Raw genomic sequence first — 19,941 nt, 5'->3', positions numbered from 1 at the left:
TGCTCCCGCGTGTGAAACGTTATAATTGCCGAATAATCTCGGTGGCTTTCTTCGAGCGCGTTCATTAGCCGCTGCCGTCTCTCAGCTTGTCTTCGAAGATGGCGCCGCTACTATCTAGACGTCGCTCACTGGCACTGCAGATTGAGTTGTCTAACTAGATGGTACATACTGCCATCTGGCTATAAGAGATCAGGAATGCCCGCTGCTATCCGCACCGCATTAATTGGGCGAGGCATCCGTGAATCAAGTTCGCCAGCGTTGCACGAAACCGAAGGTGCAGCGCTCGGGCTGGATTATCGCTATCGCCTGATCGACCTCGATGACAATGGCGGCACCGAGGCGCTGCCGATGTGGTTGGATCGACTGCAGCGCGACGGGTACTCGGGCGCGAATATCACATATCCGATCAAGCAGGCGGTTATCCCGTTGCTCGACCGGCTCAGTCCCGAAGCTGAGGCGATCGGCGCGGTCAACACCGTCAAGTTCGCGTCCGATGGCGCGCGTGAAGGCCATAATACCGACTGGTGGGGCTTTGCCGAAAATCTGCGCCGGACATTGGGCAATAACCCGCTCGGCCATGTCGCGCTGATCGGTGCCGGCGGTGCTGGAGCCGCCGCCGCTTACGCGCTCGCCAAGCTCGGCGCGAGCCAACTGACAATCTTCGATAACGATGCCCAGAAGGCCAGCGCGCTGGTTGTGTTGATGGCGCCTTCGGGCATCCGTGTCGAAACGCTGCCGCTGACTTTGCTGGCTGAGACGTTGGCGGTTGCCGACGGGCTCGTTCAGGCGACGCCAATCGGCATGCTCAAATATCCTGGCATGCCGTTCGATCCAGCCTATCTCCATGCCGGATTATGGGTTGCCGAAATCATCTATGTGCCCGTCGATACGGAATTGGTGCGCCGGGCGCGCGCGCTCGGCTGCAGCACTGTCACCGGGGTCGGAATGGTCGTGCTCCAAGCGGCCGAGGCGTTCCGCATCTTCACCGGTGCCGAGCCGGACATCGAACGAATGATGCGCAGTTTTCAGTCGTTGGTCGGCGACAGAACGACGCCGACTGGGCAAGCGCCGGGGTTGCCGATACGTCAGGTGTCACCGATCTGATTTGAAGGACGACTTTGTGCCCGCATCCGAAGTCAAGCGCGCAGGCCGCGGCCCGATCCGCGCCAATGACGCCGAACGCACCAAGACCGACATCCTCGACGTCGCCACCGCACACTTCGCCAGCCACGGGTTGAGCGGGAGCCGGGTCGACGAAATCGCCGAGCAGACCAATACCAGCAAGCGAATGCTGTATTATTATTTCGGCAGCAAGGAAGGGCTTTACCGGGCCGTCCTCTCGCGGTCGTACAATGAAATTCGCCGGCTCGAGACCGAGGTCGACCTCGATGCCCTCGACCCCGAAGCAGCGCTCGCCCAGCTCGTCGCGATGACCTTCGACTGGCACCGCCTTAATCCAGATTTCGTCCGGATCGTCATGGTCGAGAACACGCTTCGCGGCGCCCATATCGGCGACGTTCCAGGGATTACGACCCGCGCGGAAAGCGTCATCCGCGTGCTCGGCCGTTTGCTCGAGCGCGGGGTCGAGCGCGGCATTTTCCGGGGTGGGATCGATCCGATCGACCTGCACCTGACCATCAGCGCGCTGTCATTCTACAACGTTTCCAACAGCTACACTGTCTCGAGAATTTTCAGCCGCGACTTCAAGCTGCCCGAGGTTCAGCGCGCGCGCCGCGCCACTGTCGTCGAAATTATCCTGAAATGGGTGCTCGTCAGGCCGTAGTACGATCGTCACATTCCGCCCGCCGCAAGTTGACACTAACAGTTTAGTACATTACCCCGGGGACAAATATAAAAGTCTGCCTGGGGAATTCGTCATGGGGTTAAAAGGTCTGCTCGTATCGAGCACGGCGGTCGCTGCACTTGTCGGGTGGAGCGGATCGGCAGTCGCTCAAGTCTCATCGAGCACTGCGCAAACTCCGGCTCAGGCTACCGCGAGTACCCCTGAAACCCCGGTTGCGACACCTGCGATCGGTGCCGGGAACACCATCCCGGCCCCGGCCGAAGAAATCGTCGTCACTGGCACAAGTATCCGCGGCGCGCCGCCGGTCGGGTCGAATCTGATCAGCATTGGCCAGGCGCAGATTCAGGCAACCCCGGCGCAGTCGGTCCAGCAAATCCTTAAATCGGTGCCGGCGATCGTCGGCTCGGGTTCGGCGGGGCAGGGCGCTTTCGGTTCGGCGGATGGCTCCGGGACCAACGCGCCGACTATCCACGGCCTCGGTGGAAGCGCATCGAATTCGACGTTGATCCTGATCGACGGCCACCGTTTCGCGCTCAGCGGCATCAACCACGCGCTCGGCGACCCGAACATCGTCCCGACTGTCGCACTCGAACGGGTCGAAGTCCTCCCCGACGGCGCGTCGGCGGTCTATGGGTCCGACGCAGTCGCCGGGGTCATCAACTTCATCACCCGGCGCAATTTCGACGGGATCGAGGCATCGGGTCAGGTCGGGTTCGCCGACCAGTACAAGACGTACAACGGCAGTTTTCTCGCGGGAAAGACATGGGCGGGCGGGTCGGTCCTGTTCGCCTACAGCTATTCGAAACGCGACGCGCTCAGCGCCGCCAACCGCAGCTTCACCGCAGCCAACCATATCGCGCAGGGCGGCACCAACACCGCGTCGTTCGCTTGCCAGCCCGCGAGCATCCAGCCGACCGGAAACTCGACGATCTACGGCTACCCCTACAGCGGTGCAGGCGTATCGAATGCGCAGGCGAACGCGTTCTGCGACTTCACCGGCCTGACCGACCTTCTGCCGCAGGAAATTCGCCATAACGGCATGGTCAAGGTCACGCAGGATATCACCGACAAGCTGACTGTCACCGGCGACGTCGTCTATTCGAACCGCCGCGACCGCCAGAACGTGACCCGCGGTGCCGTCACTGCGACGATCTTCAGGACCGCCGCGAACGCGGGGCAGGTCAACCCGTTCTACGTCGGCGTTCCGGGAAGCGCCGCGACGTCGGAAACCGTCCGTTTCAATGCCGACGACCTGCTGGGGCCCGGCGCGCACATCGATAGCTCGGCGGAAGATTTCTATGTCCACGGGACCGCCGAATATAAGCTCGACGGCAACTTCCGCATCACCCTCGGCGGGGTATTCGGCGTCGACAACTCGGCGACGCAGAACCTCGGCCAGCTGTGCACCAGCTGCGCCTATCTCGCGCTGAACGGGACGACCAACGGCGCGGGCAGCCTGACGGCGGTGTCGGTCCCGGCGACCGGGCTCATCGTCACCCAGCTTCCGCTGACCGCGGCGAACGCGCTCGACGTGTTCAACCCGCTGTCGACCAACCGGACATCGGGGGCGGTCCGCGCGAGCCTCGTCGATTCGACCCAGACGTACCTCGCGCGTCAGACGATCGAGGACGGCACGCTCAAGATCGACGGCAGCCTATTCCACCTCCCCGCCGGTGACGTGAAGGTCGCCGTCGGCGGCGAGCTGATCCACTACACGCTGCGACAGGACATCACTCGCCCGCTCAACATCGGGCCATCGTCGAGCGGGTCGGCTACCGCGAACTTGACCTACGCCCGATCGGTGCAGTCGGGCTATATCGAAGCGCTGATCCCGATCATCGGCCCCGAGATGGGCATCCCCGGCATCCAGTCGTTCGACGTCAACCTGTCGGGCAGGTACGATCATTACAGCGACTTCGGGTCGACGACGAACCCGAAGATCGCGGCGAACTGGGGTGTCTTCGACGGCTTCAAGGTGCGCGCCAACTACGCCCGTTCGTTCGTCGCCCCGGCGCTGACCAGCCGCGGCAGCAATGCCGCCGGGATCACCGGCGAATCGGGCTACGGCGTGTTCGCGCTCGGCCAGGTCAACGTTCCGGTCGCGAGTTTCGCCGGAGCGGCGGCGCTGCCCGGATGCACCGCTGCGTCGACCACATGCGCGATCGGGACAAGCACTGTGCCGGGGATCATCCTCCAGGGCGGCAACGCCTCGCTCAAGCCGCAGAAGGGCAAGACCTATTCGATCGGCGCCGACTTCACGCCGCATTTCGTCGATGGCCTCAAGATCGGCGTGACCTATTGGCACAACGAGATTCGCGGTGGCATCACCGCACCGCTGCCGGCGCTGGCGATCGGTGCGAGCGACCTGTCGTCGTTGCTCACGCTCTATCCGGGCGGCGCAACCCCGGCGCAAATCGCGGCTGCGACCGCCGGACAGCCACAGGTCAGCGCGCTGCCACAGACCGCGTATTTCATCTACAATTATCAGCAGCGTAACGTCCTCAACCTCACGGTCTCGGGCATCGATGTCGACGTGAATTACTCGCGGCAGACTGGAATTGGACGCTTCACCGCCGGGGTGGCCTTCACCGACGAACTCCAGTTCGACCAGCAGATCGGCAATGGCCCGACCTTCAGCGTGCTCAACACTACCGGGTTCAACACGACCTTCCCATCGGTGATCTTCCAGGGCCGCGCCAATCTCGGCTGGGAATACTCGGGCATCTCGGCCGACGTCTTCGTCAATCAGACCGGCGGCTATCGCAACTATAGCGGCACGACGCTCAACCCGATCATTCGGACCAACGGCGTGCCGACCGGCGGCGGCGACCATGTCGCGGCGTACACCACGGTCGACCTCCATGTCGCCTACACGATACCCCAGAAGTATCTGCACAAGGCGCAGGTCTTCGTCGACGCGACCAACCTGTTCGACCGCAACCCGCCATTCTACAATATCGCGGCGGGTTATGACGTGTTCGAGGCCAACCCGATCGGGCGCGTCGTGACCATCGGCGTGCGAACCGCGTTCTGATCGGGCCGGGAGAGACCGTTGCTCAAATCGATTGCCACGGTCGCCCTGAGCGGCGCTCTCGTCGACAAGATCGCGGCGATCGCGCGGGCTGGTTACGCCGGGGTCGAGATCTTCGAGAACGATCTGACCGTCGCCGACATCGGTCCGCGCGAGATCGCCGCCCGGATCGCCGACGCCGGGCTGGTCTGCACCTGCTTCCAACCGTTCCGTGATTTCGAAGGGCTGCGTGGCCTCGCCCGCGCGCGGGCTTTCGACCGGGCCGAGCGCAAGTTCGACCTGATGCACGACCTCGGTGCCGAGCTGATGCTGGTGTGCAGCAGCGTCGCTCCCGACACCGACGGCGACCCCGAACGCCTCGCGGCGGACTTTGCCGAACTCGGCGAGCGCGCGGCGATCAGCGGGGTCCGCGTCGGCTATGAAGCCTTGGCGTGGGGGCGGCATGTCTTCGATCACCGCCAGGCGTGGGACATCGTCCGCCGCGCCGATCACCCGTCGATCGGCCTGATCCTCGACAGTTTTCACTCGCTCGCCCGCGGCGTTCCGATCGCGAGCATCGCCGACATCCCCGGCGACCGCATCTTCCTCCTCCAGATCGCCGATGCGCCGGGCGTGCCGATGGACCCGCTCTACTTGAGCCGACATTTCCGCTGCTTTCCCGGGCAGGGCGACTTCGCGGTTACCGATTATGTCGCGGCGGTCGTCGCCCAGGGCTATCGAGGGCCGCTGTCGCTCGAGATCTTTAACGACCGGTTTCGCGGCTGGGCGGCGGATCAGATCGCCGACGACGGCTACCGCTCGCTCGTCGTTCTCGAGGACGATGTTCGCGCACTGACGGCCGAAGCTGCGCTCGATCCGCCGCTCCCGGATCGCGGCAAACCGAGCGGCATTACCTTCGTCGAGTTCGCGGCAGCGGGTGACGAGGCGCGCGATCTCGAAACATGGTTCGGTCAACTCGGCTTTGCCTCTGCCGGCCGCCATCGGACAAAAGCCGTCACGCGTTGGCGGCAGGGCGAGGTCAACTTCGTGATCAACGAGGAGCCGGCTGGCTTCGCCCATTCGCACCACTTGCTTCACGGCGCGTCGGTCTGCGCCTTCGGCATCGGCGTCGGTGACCCGGCGGGGACAATGGCGCGCGCCAAGCGACTCGGCATGGAGGCGTTCGCCCAGAACAGCGGACCCGGCGAACTTGCAGTGCCGTCGCTCCGCGCGGTCGGCGGCAGCCTGCTCTATTTCACCCCGGACCAGCTCGACGAGGCGTTCTGGGCGACTGATTTTGTCGCGACCGGCGTTCGCGAGCCGGCGGGCTATGGCCTGCGCCATGTCGATCACCTCGCGCAGTCGATGCCGCCCGAAGAATTCCTTTCGTGGCAGCTGTATTATACGAGCCTGCTCGCAGTCGAACGGACGGCGGCGGTCGACGTCGCCGATCCGCGCGGCATCGTCCAAAGTCAGCCGATCGAGTCTGCCGACGGCTCGCTGAGGATCACGCTCAACGGCGCGGCGGGGCAGACGCTCGCCTCGCGCTTCGTCGACCGCTATTTCGGCGCTGGGGTCCAGCACATCGCCTTCACCACCGACGACATCTTCGCCACCGTCGTCGCGATGCGCGCGGGCGGGGTCGAGATGCTCACGATCCCGCCGAATTATTACGACGACCTTCGTGCGCGCTTCGGGCTCGACGACGCACTGCTCGAACAGCTCTCGACGCATGGGGTGATGTACGACCGTGTCGGCGACGGGCTATACCTCCAAGCGTACACGCGCGCATTCAAGCAGCGGCTGTTCTTCGAGGTCGTCGAGCGACGCGACTATTCCGGCTACGGCGCGGCGAACGCGCCGGTTCGGCTCGCCGCGCAGGCCCGGTTGCGCACCCCGCCCCAGTTTTGAACTGCGACGGGGTTCGCTGAGCTTCAGTCGCGCACGCGTCGCGCGGCAGGATTCGCGATTGCTTTCGCCGGATGCGCTGCCAGCCAGTCGAGACGCGTCGTATCGAGTGGCTCGACCGTGACGGTGTCGCCGAGAACGAGCTTCGTCTCGGCCCCAGCCTTCCACGCCGGCCATTGCATTGCGGGGGTCGACGGCGAGCCGGTCGCGGCGAAGGCGATCATCGCCCCCATCATCCGTGTCGACAGCGAGCGGTCCCATGCGGTCCAGTCGCGTGTCGCGCGCAGGCTGTTGTACGCGTCGAGCGTCCCGAACCAGTAAGGGATATCGGCGGTGTGGTAGGCGCCAATCGTCGCGGTGTCCTGATCGGCGATCTTGACCCCCGGGACATAGGGATGCTTGCGGGTGAACTCGTCAATGTACGCCGCGACGCCGAGCTGTGCGACGCCACGCGCGCATCGCCGCGACGAGCTTTCGAGGCCTTTCATTGTCGCCGCGCGCTTGGCGACCGCGACGACGTCGCTGTCGGTTGCTGGCCAGCGCTCGAGGAAGGCATCGGCGTCGGCACCCCACATCTCGCGCACGGTCTTCTGATAATCGGCGAGCGTCTTGACCCGGCCGAGCGGGCTCATCCCGACGTCGATGTCGTCGCCGTTGTAGCTGGCGATAACCGGCACGCGCGCGATGTTGCCCGAGGCGAGAAGTTCGGAGCGCGGGGCGGTCAGGACATAGCCGTCAATGATCGGGCCGCCGATGCGGACCGCATCGACGTGGACCCCCAGCTGCGATTCCGACTGCAACCCGAGGATCCGGTCGGCGGGGACCTGCCGCATCGCCGCGAGGTCCGCAGCGCCGAGGCGTTCCTGGAGCTGGACCCCGGTCTTTTCGGCATCGGCGAGCCTGAGTTCGCCGGCACCGACCGGACCGGTGCTGGCGAAATTGCACCCGCTCGACATGGCCGCGGCGCGGAACAGGCCTTTCGACAACGGGCTGAAGAGATGCGAGGCGACCGACGAAGCACCTGCCGACTGCCCGACGATCAAGACCTTCGACGGGTCACCGCCGAACTTCGCGATGTTGGCCTGAACCCACTTCAACGCGGCGATCTGGTCCATCAGGCCGTAATTGCCCGAATGGCCGCCCTGTTCTGCGGTCAGTGCCGGATGGGCGAGAAAGCCAAACGCCCCGACGCGATAGTTGAAGTTGACGAACACCGCCCCGGCGCGCGCAATCGGCTCGCCGCCATAGTTCGGCATCCCCGATGATCCGACAGTGAAGCCGCCGCCGTAGATAAACACCACGACCGGCAGTTTCGACGCCGGGGTTGCCCGCGCCGGGGTCCAGAGGTTGAGGGTGAGGCAGTTCTCTGAGGTAGGTTCCTCGCCGAAATAATGGTTGATGTCGTGCGGGCGGAGGACTTGGATGCACTCGGCCCCGGTGCGGTCGGCGTTGAAGATGCCGTCCCAGTGCATCGGCTGCGGCGCGGCCCAGCGCAGTTGGCCGACCGGCGGCGCGGCGTAGGGGATGCCGAGATACGCGCGGACGCCCGAGCGCAGGCGCGTTCCCGAGATTTTCCCGCTCGCGGTCATCACCGGGTCGGACGCGATCGGCAGCATCGCCGCGCCGAGCGTGGTCGCGCCGAGAAGCAGCGCCACCGCGCCCGCCAGCCGATTAAGTCGAGCTTTCATCGCTTGTTCTCCCCTAAATCATCCCGCATCTTCACGCCGTCATTGGAAACCGGAGCGAAATGCATGGCGATCGAGCGCATCGGCCACATCAACATCCGGACCCCGGAGTTCGCGGCGACGATGTCGTTCTTCGAGACCTTGTTCGATCTCGTCCGTGGCCCGGCGGCGACAATGGGCGACCAGACGGGCAACGCGTGGCTGCACAGCGCTGACGGCCGCCCGATCATCCACGTCAACGCGATGCTGCCCGGCGAGGTCGACCGCCCGGCCGGAGCGCCCGGACGCCTCGACCACATCGCCTTCGACTGTTCGGATCAACCCGGAATGGCGGAGCGCCTCGACCGCGCCGGGGTCACCTATGATGTTCGCCAGACGCGCGTGCCGGGTCTCGTCCAGTTTAACCTGCGCGACCCCAATGGCATCCGCATCGAACTCACCTTCGGGCACGAAAACGCGCGACGGCCGAGCTAACCGCAGGGCGTCAAAGCTCGACACGGTGCACGTCCCCGACGATGAAGATGTACGACCCCGCCCCGAGCAGTGCGACCGCCCCGATGTAGGCGAGCGCGCCGTAGAATGATCCGGTCGCGGCGACGACGAAGCCGATGACGATCGGCGTGACGATCCCGGCGAGGTTGGCGCACAGGTTGAACACCCCGCCGGTCAGCCCGATCATCTCCTTCGGCGCGACGTCGGAAATCAGCGTCCAGCCGAGGTTGCAGATGCCCTGACCGAAGAACGCGATCGACATGACGAGGATCACCAGCCGGTTGTCGTCGACGTAGTTCGCCAACAGGATCGTCGAGGTCAGAAGCAGCCCGGCGACGACCGGCAGCTTGCGCCCGATGTTCGCCGAGCCGGTGCGGCGGATCAGCCAGTCCGACACCGCGCCGCCGATCAGCACCCCGACCGAGGCGGCGATATACGGCAGCACCGCGAACACGCCCGACTTGATCCAGTCCATATGGCGCTCGGTGGCGAGATACGTCGGGAACCAAGTGATGAAGAACACGAGGGTCGAGTTGCTCGCGAACTGGCCGATCGACGCTCCAAGGATCTGGCGCTTCGACAGCAGCCGGCCGACGTTCGCCCACGAAAAAGCGGTTGCCGCGGGACGAGCATCGACCCCGCCGCCGGCCGCGATCAGCGCACGCTCACCGTCGTTGATCGCCAGGCTTTGCGCCGGGTCGCGGTAGAGCAGATACCAGCCCCAACCGAACGCGATGCCGACCCCGCCGACGACGAGGAAAAGCGCCCGCCAGCCCCAGTGCGCAACGATCCAGAACAACAGCGGCGTCATGAAGGCGAGGCCGAAATACTGGCCGACCGAATAGACCGAGGTCGCGCGGGCGCGCTCGGATTGCGGGAACCACGTCGCGAGGATGCGGCTGTTGCATGGGTAGCACGGTGCCTCGGCGACCCCGAGGCCGAAGCGGAACGCGAGCAACATGCCAAGGTTCGCAGCGAAGGCATGGAGCAGGGTGACGAGCGACCAGATGCCGAGCGAGAGCGCATAGGTAAGCCGCGTTCCGAGCCGATCGAGAACCAGCCCGCCGGGGATCTGCGCCGCAGCGTAAGTCCATGAGAACGACGAGAAGACGAGGCCTAGGACGACCGCCGACAGCCCGAGTTCCTTGCTCATCGATGGCGCGGCGACCCCGATGACCGCGCGGTCGAGATAGTTGAGCATCGTCGCAAGCGTCATCAGCGCAAGGATGAACAGCCGCGCCCGGCTCGGGCGGACGGCAGCGGCGATGCTCGCCGCGGTCATTTCCCGGCGGCGCGGAGATTGACGATGTGGCGGACCGCGAGCGGATACCCATCGACGCCGAGGCCGCTGATGATCCCGGTGACCGCCTGCGTCATGATCGACTTCGACCGCCATTCGGCTTCGCGGCGGTGGATATTACTGATGTGGACCTCGACGATCGGGCAGTCGCACATCTTGAGCGCGTCGAGCAGCGGATAGCCGGCATAGCTGAAAGCAGCGGGGTTAATTACGATGCCCGCCGCACCGACGCGCGCTTCGTGGACCCACGCGATCATCTCGTGCTCGGCGTTGGTCTGGTGGAAACGAAGCGTCAGTCCGGCGGCGTCGGTTTCGCTTCGGCACGAAGCCTCGACGTCAGCGAGGGTGGCATGCCCATAAATCGCGGGTTCGCGGATCCCGAGGTGGTCGAGATTTGGTCCGTTGAGCACGAACACAATCGAGCCGGTCATCAGCGCCTCCCGCTTCGCCGGTCTTACGCGCGGCTCTTGCACTCACGTAACCGATCCCGCTTGCCATGCAAATTATTTTGTACGAACTTGTTAAACCATAAAGTTTCCGGGGAGTCGTCGTGCGAATTATCTGTGCCGCAGCGGTGCTGATGGCCGCAACGCCGCTCGCCGCTGCGCCGTCCAATGGCGAGTGGCCGACATACGGCCATGACAAGGGTGGGATGCGCTACTCGACGCTCGCCGCCGTCACTCCCGCCAATATCGACCAGCTGGCCCCGGCATGGACGTATCACATGCGACCTGCCGTGACCGCACCCGCCGCACCGCCGGTTGATACGGCGCAACGGGCCGCCGAGGGTGTCGGGCGGCCGCGTCCCCGTACGCGCTTCACCGGGTCGCAGACGACGCCTCTGGTGATCGCGGGAACGATGTACGCGTCGACCCCATACGGGCGCGTCGTCGCGCTCGATGCGACGACCGGAGCCGAGCGTTGGGTCCGCGAAATCCCGGGTCCGGGCCAGCCATCGTTGCGCGGGGTCGAGTATTGGCCGGGCGATGCGTCGACACCGGCGCGGCTGGTCTTCGGCACGCGCGACGGGCGGCTGATCGCGCTCGACGCCGCAACGGGAGCATTTGCCAAGGATTTCGGCAACGACGGTATCGTCGAGTTGAAGACCCCGGCGATCCTCAATGGCCTGTCGCCAAGCTATTACGGGATGACGTCGCCGCCGCTCGTCTGGCGCGACCTTGTCGTCACCGGCTCCGCGACGCAGGAGTTTCCGGCGCTCGGCGCGGCGGGCGACATCCGCGCGTGGAATGTCCGCACCGGCGCGCTGGCGTGGACCTTCCACACCGTCCCGCGTCGCGGTGAGCCGGGCTATGCGACGTGGGCCCCGGGGAGCGCCGAGCAGCGGTCGGGCAACAACAACTGGGGCTTCATGACCGCCGACGTCGCGCGTGGGATCGTTTACATCCCGCTCGGCGCGCCGACGTTCGACCGCTACGGCGGCGACCGCCACGGTGACAATCTGTACGGCACCAGCCTCGTCGCGCTCGACGCCGCGACGGGCAAGCTGCTGTGGTACAAGCAGATCGTCCATCACGACATCTGGGACGCCGACCTCGAGGCGCCGCCGATCCTGTTCGACGTCCACCGCGGCGGCAAGACGATCGCCGCGGTCGCGATCACCTCGAAAAGCGGGATGCTGTTCATCTTCGACCGCGTCACCGGCAAACCGGTCTACCCGGTCACCGAGCGCAAGGTCCCGCCGAGCGACGTTCCGGGCGAAGCCGCGTCGCCGACCCAGCCGTTCTCGTCGCTCCCAGCTTTCGCGCGGCAGACCTTTGACCCGGCGACCGACACTGCCCAGCTGACTCCCGAGCTTACGGCATGGTGCGGCAAGTGGATCGCCGACAACAAGATGGTCGCCGGGTCGATCTACCAGCCGGTCAGGTTCAACCGGAGGACGATCAGTTTCCCCGGCCTGCAGGGCGGCGGCAACTGGAGCGGCAGTTCGTTCGACCCGGTCAACCGGCTGTTGTTCGTCAACTCGAGCGACCTCGGTCAGGTGACGTCGCTGGTAAAGGCCGCCGACGACGCACCGCTGCCGTACGAGCGCGGCACCCCCAGTGCGCGTTTCCAGCAGCCCGACACCAAGCTGATGTGCCAGGCCCCGCCTTGGGGGCGGCTGACCGCATACGACGTCGATCGTGGCACGATCGCGTGGCAGAGCGTCCTCGGGATCAGCGACAATCTTCCGCCCGCAGTCGCGCGGACCGGACGCCCAAATATCGGCGGGTCGATCGTTACTGCCGGCGGTGTCGTGTTCATCGGGGCGACCGACGACAGCCGCTTCCGCGCCTTCGATGCGAAGTCCGGCAAGCAGCTGTTCGAGGTCAAGCTCGAGGCTTCGGCGCATGCGACCCCGATCACCTACAGCGGCAGCGACGGACGACAGTTCGTCGCGATCACGGCAACCGGGGGAAGCTACCTCGACAGCCCTGTCACCGGCGACAGCATCGTCGCCTTCGCCCTGCCGAAGGATGCGAAATGATTGACCGCCGCAAACTACTCGCCGCGGCGGCCGCGACCGCGCTCCTGCCCGGCGGAGTCCTCGCCCAGAGCGGGCCGCGCAAGCCGCCTCCCGGCTACGGCGACCCGTACGCAGGCAAGAAGAAGCTCCTCGTCGTCGGCGATACGCGGACCGGTAACATGACCGCGCACCTCGGGCTCAGCCACGCGATGGCGACGATCGAGCGGCTCGGCCGCGAAAGCGGGGCGTTCCAGGCGATCCTGCGGACCGACACCGACGCGATCACCAAGCGCGAGGTCTGGGGCAAGGGGCGCTACGCCAAGGGCGGCCCGGGCGCCGCGCGCGGGCTCAACCTCGATTATTTCGACGCGGTGCTGTTCTACACCAACGGCGCGACCGACATGACGCCCGATCAGAAGGAGGACCTGCTCGATTTCGTCGCGAAGGACGGCAAGGGCTTCGTCGGCGTCCACACCGCGACGGTGACCGCGACCGACTGGCCCGAATATGGCGAGATGGTCGGCGGGGTGTTCGACAATCACCCGTGGATGATCACCGACGCGAGGATCATCGTCGAGGAGCCGGCGAGCCCGTTCATGCGCGGCTTCAAGACCGGCGATGTCGTTCGCGACGAGTTCTACCAGATGCTGCCGGTGCCGTACTCGCGCAAAGACGTCGACGTGCTCGCGCGCATCGACCTGACCTCAGTCGACCCCAAGGCGCCGATGGTTCACCGTACCGATGGCGACTTTCCGATCGCGTGGACCAAACCCTACGGCGCAGGCCGCGTATTTTATTCGTGCCTCGGCCATCCCGACGCGATCTGGGACGATGTGCGTGCGCAGACGATGTTCGTCGAGGCGATCAAATGGGCGGTCGGCCTCACGCCCTATACGCCGAAGCCGCATCCGCTCGCCTGACGTGCCTGCGCGCGGTCACACGTCGTCGAAGTAGGGGCTGATTTCGCAGGGCTTGCCGAACATTGCGGCGAGTTCCTGCCCCAGCGGCACGATCCCGTCGGGTTTGTCGTGTTCCGCGACGTGGAGCCTTTTGTAGGCGATGCCGGGACAAGTCGTCCGACAATGCACCCATAGCGTCGATCCGCCGCCGCCCTTGGCCGGGAGCAAACGCAGCACCTCGAACCCAACGACGTCGCCCGCGGGCACCACGAACAGCTGGTGCGTACAAAGGATCAGCGCCGCGCGATCCGGCGGAGCGCCGACCTGGTTTTGCACCGTGGCCAGATAGTCACCGGGCCCGCGGGCGTACTCGACCTCGGTCTCGCGTGGAGCAGTTTCCCGCAGCCCCCCAGACATCGGTGTCTCGAACCGTCGGATCTCGGCGATCGACCGGAAGTCGGCGACCCAGCGCTCTTCCTCGGCGCTCAGGGGCAATCTGAACCCGGTGAGAAGCGTCACGCCGCAGGCGGTCGCCAGTCGCGGATCACGCACATACGCTGCGTTCGTCAGCGCGGGGGACTGCCATGCCGGCGGCCACGACTGGAGTTGCAGCGAAGCTGTTCCCGCCTGCCAGCGGCACACGAGCGTATTATACTGCTGTTCGACGACGGCTGGCCCGAGCCGGGCGGCGAAGGAGTCGGCCGCCCGGTGAATGTTGATCGCGGCGTTGTCGGCGAACCAGACCAGTCCGTTGAAGCAAACCACCGGCATGTCGGGGGCGTAGCGCTCGAACACCCTGGCCCACCAAGGCTGCATGAACCCCTCGGGCCGGGCGGCATCGGTGAAGAGCACAGCATCGCGTTGGTAGGCCGGGTCTTTCGAGATGCCGCGGGCCTCGACGAGTCGGCGCGGCTCGCGCCACGGGAGTCCGCTGTCGTCCAGCAGGCGATGAATCGCATTCGTGCCGTCGATCGGCGGCAGCATCGTTGGGGCGGGTCCTGGCCGGTTGTGCATCGCCGGCCGCGGGGCGGCGAACGACTGCAACCACCGCTTGAGGCTCAAGCCGGTTTTCCATCGACCGCGCCGGTCGAGCGGCGCTGCAGCGCCTCGCGTACGAAATGGTCGACGCTCATGTGATGGTCGCGGTCGATCTCCGCGACCAGCCCCGCCACCGCTTCCGCACATGCGTGCAGCGTGCGATCGACCAGGCGGCCGAAGTCGAGCTGGCTTACCTCCGGATTGCCACGGATCATCGACCGCTGGAGCACCGTGTGTGCCACCACTTCGAGCACGGCCCGGCGGTACGGGTCAGTGAGCAAAACGTCGAGATCGGCCTGTTTGATCGGGTAGGCGAAGGAAAGACTGACAAAGCCTGAGTCGACCGGCAGGGAATAAATCAAGCGCCCGGCCTCGTCATCGACATGCGCCTCATAGCCTTCGCCCATCAGTCGTTTCGCCGGCGGAAACGCGTGTTGGTAGCTCCGCAGCATCGCCATGCGGTCGCCCGGCGGTTCGCCGAACGCCTCGACCAATGCGAGGAATACCGTGATGTTGCGCTGCTGATCGACAACATAAGCGGTCCAATCGGCCTTATCGCGGCCGCCGGGATAGCCGCCACGCCCCTCGGCGATGCCGGCACTGATCAACCAGGAACTCACGGCTTCGAACAGTTCGGGGACGGATGCGGGCGGGGCGTTGTTTCCGGTGCGGCGGCGGAACTCGTCTTGGGCGAAGGCCGGCAAGGCGGCCAGCAATGCCTCGGCATCGGCATGTCGGCTCGCGTCAGCGAGCTGTCCAGGTGTGGCTTCGGTTGACGCACTTTGCGACGCGTTTTGCCCGAGCATTGCCAGCCGCTTCGTCCAAGATCGCCAGCTGCGCCACGTCATGGCAGCGGGGTCGAATCGAGGATCGTTACGACCCCATCGTTCGACACCCGGTAGCGCACCCGCTGATGCTGCGTTTCAGGATCGTAGGTGGCGCGCTCGACAGCGAGCTGACCTGCCTTGTCGTCCCAGCCGATCTCGCCCTCGTCGATCGTGCGCCAGCAACTCGCGGTCCGGAGCGCGAACGTCTGATGCAGGGCCGGCCGCAGGGCCACGACCCGCAGCATTGTTTCCGTGCCCGCGCCGCACTGGTGACTTCCGCCGTTTGGCCGCGACGCGTAATCGGTGGTGAAGATAACAAACTCGCCTCGACGAGCGGCGACGATCCGGGTCTGTCCGAGGCTGTTCGGGTAGATGCCGTCGTCCGGCGGCAGGACCACCGGCCTCGCGGTCGGCTGGATGAGCGATACCACCGTCCGGTCGCGCCGCTGCGTCAGGCGCAGGATCGGCGGAGCGGCACGGGAGGTGGCAACCGGCGCCGCCGCTGCCGGTAACGGGCGCGGGATCGTCGTCAGCACGGCGAGGACGAGCACGATCGAACCGCGGCATGGTCGCAGGGTCAGGATCCCACCAACGGCGCCGAGTGCGCGCAGGCAAGTCATGATCGGCCGAGTTTGTGTCATGGAGTTTGACGCCGCAGCCCCACCAGCACGTTGCCTTCGGTCGACAAATAATTGTGCTCATAATCAAAACGCGGCGTGTCCGAAAATAGCAGGTAATAGTATTTCATCTGCTCGGACCACCAGTAACCGGGGCAATGATCGGCCTGACGCTTGGGCTCGGTCGTCACGTCGGCAAGGTCGGTATAGCCGTATCGAGCCTTGTTCCAGCGCTTCATCGCCTCGAAGTGTGCCCGGCCGATGTCGCGCCAGCGCGGATCGCGATCGAGCAGCCATAATGTGAACGCCGAGTCGGCTAGTTCGGGGCGGAGCGCGTTGCCGTGCTGGGTCGGCGCGGCTGTCGCATAGTCATAGCCTTCGGGCAGGACGCCGTAGCGAGCCTGCACCTTGGCCCAGCTTTCGGTGTAGGCCGCGCCCTGCTTAAGCGCGCCGCCCTGCCCGAGCAGGCCGCCATAGAAAGAGGCGAGTTCATCTTGTTCGGTGCTGACGACCGCGCCAGTTTCGAAGTCGACGTCGGCAAACCACAGGTCGCTATTCTTCCAGACCTGCTGGTGCTTCAGGATCGCTGCGGTGCAGACGTCGTACATCCGCTTGCACTCGGCATCGCCGAACAACTGCCAGCTGTCCCACAGATACTCGAAGAAGCTGTCGCAGTATGAGCCGACGGTTGCCTGGCGTGATCGCCATTCGCCGGTCAGCACGTCGATCTTCGTCGCCACGAGGTCGAGCTTCGAGCGGCGTTCGAATACCGCGACCATCGCCTTCCGCGCGACCGCAGCGTAGCGCGGATCGCCGGTCAGCCGGCTGAGCATTCCCCATTCGGGCAGATACGTGGCGATATCGGCGGGGCTGGAGATGGCTTCGCGTGCCACGCCGGTTTGGAGGTTGACGAACCGATACGGCATCCCGGTCGGCGTCGCGAAGGCAGGGAGCAGCCGGTCCGCCAGATCCCGCGCCTTGGCGAGGAGCACCGGATCGCCACACGCGTGGTGAGCCGACAGCAGTCCGCCAACGAGACGTATCGACGTTTCGAACACCGAAACCTCGCCGTCGACGTTGGGGTCGAAGTGGGTCTTCACCCAGTCGACGCCATCCTCGAAGCGGCTGTCGAGACCCATCACCCACAGCGTGTCGAGCGCTTCGATCAGGCTGAGGCCGAGATGATGCGTCTTGAGCGGAAAGCTGGAGAAGATGCCGGTGATCGGCTTGATCTCGTCCTTGCCCCAGGCATGCTGCCGGTAAAGATCCCACGACCACGCCATCTGCGCCTTCACGTCCTCCGCGAGCGCATGCCAACTTGGGTCGGTGTCGGTTACGCCGGCGGTTACCGCTGTCGTGCCGACGAGCGCGCCGGCGCTTGCCAGTATCATCCGCCGATCGATCAGCATGGCCGCGTTGCCCTCCCACTAGGCGCACAGCCTATCGCGGCGAGTGTCGGCATACCATTGGTGGAGGTCGCTCCTGCGGTAGGGGAGTGCGGGCCGGACTACTCTGCCTGTTGTGCAAACTCACTGAGTCACGTCAACAGCTCCGCTTGGGCATCGCCGCCGGACATGTCTCGCCCGCAATCGCAGCGCCAGACGCAGCAAATGCACATAATCGTTGCATCGAACGCCTGTATTCCGCCGTCGAAGCGGGCCATGATCGAGGCCATGAACAATCTCGACCTCAATCTCCTCGGTGCCCTCGACGCATTGCTGTCGGCCGGCAGTGTTACCGGCGCAGCACGAAAGCTCAGTCTAAGCTCCTCCGCGATGAGTCGAACGTTGACGCGGCTCCGCACTGTGACGGGCGATCCGCTCCTCGTTCGCGCGGGACGCGGACTTGTTCCGACACCCAGAGCGATCGAGATGCGCGACGTGGTGCATCGTCTCGCGCGCGATGTCCGCGCCGTCCTGGCGCCTCAGGCCGGCGAGATCGATATTGCGCAGATCGACCGGATCTTCACGATCCGAGCAGGCGAAGGCTTTGTCGAGATGTTCTCAGCCCCGCTGGTGACGGCGATCCTCGCGTCCGCCCCGCGGGCGCGCCTGCGCTTTGCACCGAAGCCCGACAAGAATGCAGAGCCGCTGCGCGAGGGCCAGATCGATCTCGAGATCGGAGTGCTCGGCGGATTCGCCCCCGAGCTGCGCACACGTCTCATCTTTCGCGATCGGTTTGTCGGCGCGGCTCGGGCTGGGCATCCAGTGCTGGCGAACACTGTCACGCCGGAAAGTTATGCGGCGTGCCGGCATGTCGCGGCGTCGCGCCGCGGCGTATTCACCGGACCGGTCGACGACGCCTTTGCAGAGCTTGGTCTCCACCGGGAGACGGTGGTGGTGGTGCCGGGCTTTTCGGACGCCCTGCGGATTGCCCGCCGGTCGGACCTGATCGCGCTGGTGCCGGGCTCGTGCTTCAAAAGCAATGATCCGGGCCTCGACGGCATCAGCCAGTTTCAGCTTCCCGTCCAAACTCCGGAAATCGCCGTGCTGGCGATGTGGCACCCGCGCATGGACGCCGATCCGGTCCATCGATGGTTGCGCGGAACCGTGATCGACGTCTGTCACCAGGTCGTGGCGGAGGGCTGATCGGGAGCCTGAAGACGTGCACGCGGCTCGTACCGCTCGCGATCAGCGCGAACTAAATTCCGGTTGTTTTGCGAACTTGGCAACGGCGCGATCGCGCTGCATTTTGGTTGCCGAGACCGTGTCCCGCCGACACCGGACCCCGGCGATCGTGCCGGTCAGATCGAGCGTCGATTCCGGACGGCAGACGTCGGCGGCGGCTCTTGCGATCCTGAGATCGAGCCGCCGGACATCGCGGGCGCGGCTCAGGTCGAGGTCCGCGAGCTTGAGGGCGATGCTGGCCGGCGGTGCCTGCGCGGCTGCGGGCATGACGAGGCAGTTCGCGGCGAGTGCCGCGATTATTAGGTTCCGAAACATGGCGGTGTTCCCTTTGTGGCGCGGGCAGTCGTTGCTTCCGCGCGTGCAGACGCTATTTTTATGAAGCTATTCGATTCCCCGGCTTCAGGCCGGGGCGGCCCAGTCCGCTAGACCCCCGCGGGTCAGCAACGCTTGGCTGAAGGCCTCGAACTCCATGCTCTTATAGGCGGGGATGAAGGCGCGGGCGTCGGCTCCGGCGGCGTAGCGGAACTTTGGCGTGGCGGTCGTTGCCGCCTCGAACACGAGGTCGGCGACCTCCTGCGGATCAGATTTTACCCCGTCCGTCGTTGGCCGCATGGCGCCGCGATACCGCTCGGCATTGGCCCAGTGCGGCGAGTTCTCGTCGAACTCGGGAGCCGTCACGACATTGCTGTGGAAGGGTGTCGGGAAGACGCCGGGCTCCACCACCGCGATGCGGATGCCGAACGGAGCGAGCTCGTACCATAATCCTTCGGACAGCGACTCGACCGCGTGCTTGGTTGCGGCGTAGGCCGCGCCATAGGGCACGGTGAGCCAGCCGACGATCGACGAGAGGTTGATGATCGCGCCCTGTTTGCGTTCGCGCATTTCGGGCGCGACGGCACGGATCATGCGGACAACGCCGAAGACATTGGTATCGAACTGCCGCTGCAACACATCGTCGGAGAGCGCGTCGACCGGGCAGGATACTTCGAAGCCCGCGTTGTTGACGAGAACGTCGATCGGGCCGGTTGCGCATGCCTCGGCGATTGCGGTGTTGATCAGGCTCTGGTCGGTCACGTCGAGCTGGACGGGGCGGACGAGGGGCAGGTCGCGCGCCAGTGCCCGAAGATCGCCGGCACGGCTTTCCGCGCGATAGCCAGCATGAACCGTGTGACCGGCCTCGGCGAATTTGCGCGCTGTCAACAAGCCGAAGCCGCTGTTCGCGCCGGTGATGAGAACGTTCGACATGTTGCTTGACCCTCGTCCAACTGAC

The 19,941-nt window shown here is 65.4% G+C and carries 17 protein-coding genes; 8 read left to right on the top strand and 9 right to left on the bottom strand.

Features of this window, described 5'->3' with window-relative positions:
• Positions 1–195 precede the first annotated feature (195 nt).
• From KTC28_RS17930 to KTC28_RS17915, 4 genes are all read left to right on the top strand, one after another.
• On the top strand, positions 196–1,104 hold the full coding sequence (locus KTC28_RS17930; RefSeq protein ID WP_216709128.1) for a shikimate dehydrogenase: 909 nt from the start codon (positions 196–198) through the stop codon (positions 1,102–1,104).
• 16 nt (positions 1,105–1,120) lie between these two features.
• Positions 1,121–1,783 carry a TetR/AcrR family transcriptional regulator gene (locus tag KTC28_RS17925; protein ID WP_216709129.1) on the top strand — a complete coding sequence of 221 codons (663 nt, stop codon included), beginning with the start codon at positions 1,121–1,123 and terminating at the stop codon, positions 1,781–1,783.
• A gap of 94 nt (positions 1,784–1,877) precedes the next feature.
• Positions 1,878–4,838 carry a TonB-dependent receptor domain-containing protein gene (locus tag KTC28_RS17920; RefSeq protein WP_216709130.1) on the top strand — a complete coding sequence of 987 codons (2,961 nt, stop codon included), beginning with the start codon at positions 1,878–1,880 and terminating at the stop codon, positions 4,836–4,838.
• Between the two features lie 18 nt (positions 4,839–4,856).
• On the top strand, positions 4,857–6,725 hold the full coding sequence (locus tag KTC28_RS17915) for a bifunctional sugar phosphate isomerase/epimerase/4-hydroxyphenylpyruvate dioxygenase family protein (protein WP_216709131.1): 1,869 nt from the start codon (positions 4,857–4,859) through the stop codon (positions 6,723–6,725).
• A 23-nt stretch (positions 6,726–6,748) separates the two neighbouring features.
• Here KTC28_RS17915 and KTC28_RS17910 read toward each other — a convergent pair whose 3' ends face one another.
• The gene (locus KTC28_RS17910) at positions 6,749–8,410 is read right to left on the bottom strand and encodes a carboxylesterase/lipase family protein (protein ID WP_216709132.1); all 1,662 of its coding nucleotides are present in this window, start codon (positions 8,408–8,410) and stop codon (positions 6,749–6,751) included.
• 63 nt (positions 8,411–8,473) lie between these two features.
• Between KTC28_RS17910 and KTC28_RS17905 the strand changes: the two genes are divergently transcribed.
• Positions 8,474–8,881 carry a VOC family protein gene (locus KTC28_RS17905; RefSeq protein ID WP_216709133.1) on the top strand — a complete coding sequence of 136 codons (408 nt, stop codon included), beginning with the start codon at positions 8,474–8,476 and terminating at the stop codon, positions 8,879–8,881.
• 10 nt (positions 8,882–8,891) lie between these two features.
• Here KTC28_RS17905 and KTC28_RS17900 read toward each other — a convergent pair whose 3' ends face one another.
• Complete coding sequence (locus KTC28_RS17900; protein ID WP_216709134.1) at positions 8,892–10,181, bottom strand: MFS transporter; 1,290 nt, start codon at positions 10,179–10,181, stop codon at positions 8,892–8,894.
• Positions 10,178–10,630 carry a type II 3-dehydroquinate dehydratase gene (locus KTC28_RS17895; protein ID WP_216709135.1) on the bottom strand — a complete coding sequence of 151 codons (453 nt, stop codon included), beginning with the start codon at positions 10,628–10,630 and terminating at the stop codon, positions 10,178–10,180. The genes KTC28_RS17900 and KTC28_RS17895 overlap by 4 nt, the downstream gene beginning before the upstream one ends.
• A gap of 119 nt (positions 10,631–10,749) precedes the next feature.
• Between KTC28_RS17895 and KTC28_RS17890 the strand changes: the two genes are divergently transcribed.
• Both KTC28_RS17890 and KTC28_RS17885 read left to right on the top strand, forming a co-directional pair.
• A complete protein-coding gene (locus tag KTC28_RS17890; protein ID WP_216709136.1) occupies positions 10,750–12,684 on the top strand; it encodes a pyrroloquinoline quinone-dependent dehydrogenase in 1,935 nt (644 codons plus the stop codon).
• The gene (locus KTC28_RS17885) at positions 12,681–13,583 is read left to right on the top strand and encodes a ThuA domain-containing protein (protein ID WP_216709137.1); all 903 of its coding nucleotides are present in this window, start codon (positions 12,681–12,683) and stop codon (positions 13,581–13,583) included. The genes KTC28_RS17890 and KTC28_RS17885 overlap by 4 nt, the downstream gene beginning before the upstream one ends.
• Before the next feature lie 15 nt (positions 13,584–13,598).
• Here the strand turns inward: KTC28_RS17885 and KTC28_RS17880 are convergent, their stop codons facing one another.
• The 4 genes from KTC28_RS17880 to KTC28_RS17865 form a co-directional block, all read right to left on the bottom strand.
• The gene (locus KTC28_RS17880) at positions 13,599–14,624 is read right to left on the bottom strand and encodes a hypothetical protein (RefSeq protein WP_223132261.1); all 1,026 of its coding nucleotides are present in this window, start codon (positions 14,622–14,624) and stop codon (positions 13,599–13,601) included.
• A complete protein-coding gene (locus KTC28_RS17875; protein WP_216709139.1) occupies positions 14,621–15,406 on the bottom strand; it encodes a hypothetical protein in 786 nt (261 codons plus the stop codon). Before KTC28_RS17875 ends, KTC28_RS17880 begins: the two co-directional genes overlap by 4 nt.
• A 38-nt stretch (positions 15,407–15,444) precedes the next feature.
• Positions 15,445–15,978: a hypothetical protein gene (locus KTC28_RS17870; protein ID WP_216709140.1), complete on the bottom strand. Its 534-nt coding sequence runs from the start codon at positions 15,976–15,978 to the stop codon at positions 15,445–15,447.
• An 86-nt stretch (positions 15,979–16,064) separates the two neighbouring features.
• On the bottom strand, positions 16,065–17,453 hold the full coding sequence (locus KTC28_RS17865) for a glycoside hydrolase family 47 protein (protein ID WP_255602142.1): 1,389 nt from the start codon (positions 17,451–17,453) through the stop codon (positions 16,065–16,067).
• A 252-nt stretch (positions 17,454–17,705) separates the two neighbouring features.
• Here KTC28_RS17865 and KTC28_RS17860 point away from each other — a divergent pair, with 252 nt between their 5' ends.
• Complete coding sequence (locus tag KTC28_RS17860; protein ID WP_255602141.1) at positions 17,706–18,632, top strand: LysR family transcriptional regulator; 927 nt, start codon at positions 17,706–17,708, stop codon at positions 18,630–18,632.
• Positions 18,633–18,674: 42 nt separating this feature from the next.
• On the opposite strand, the gene KTC28_RS17855 is transcribed toward KTC28_RS17860, so the two are convergent.
• Positions 18,675–18,938 carry a UrcA family protein gene (locus tag KTC28_RS17855; RefSeq protein WP_216709141.1) on the bottom strand — a complete coding sequence of 88 codons (264 nt, stop codon included), beginning with the start codon at positions 18,936–18,938 and terminating at the stop codon, positions 18,675–18,677.
• A 132-nt stretch (positions 18,939–19,070) separates the two neighbouring features.
• Complete coding sequence (locus KTC28_RS17850) at positions 19,071–19,916, bottom strand: SDR family oxidoreductase (RefSeq protein ID WP_216709142.1); 846 nt, start codon at positions 19,914–19,916, stop codon at positions 19,071–19,073.
• Between the last annotated feature and the right edge of the window lie 25 nt (positions 19,917–19,941).

This window comes from Polymorphobacter megasporae (genome assembly GCF_018982885.2).
In the GTDB taxonomy this organism is placed as follows: Bacteria; Pseudomonadota; Alphaproteobacteria; order Sphingomonadales; family Sphingomonadaceae; genus Polymorphobacter_B; species Polymorphobacter_B megasporae.
Note: the sequence above shows the minus strand (reverse complement) of the source record. Positions and strands in the feature narration are given on the sequence as shown.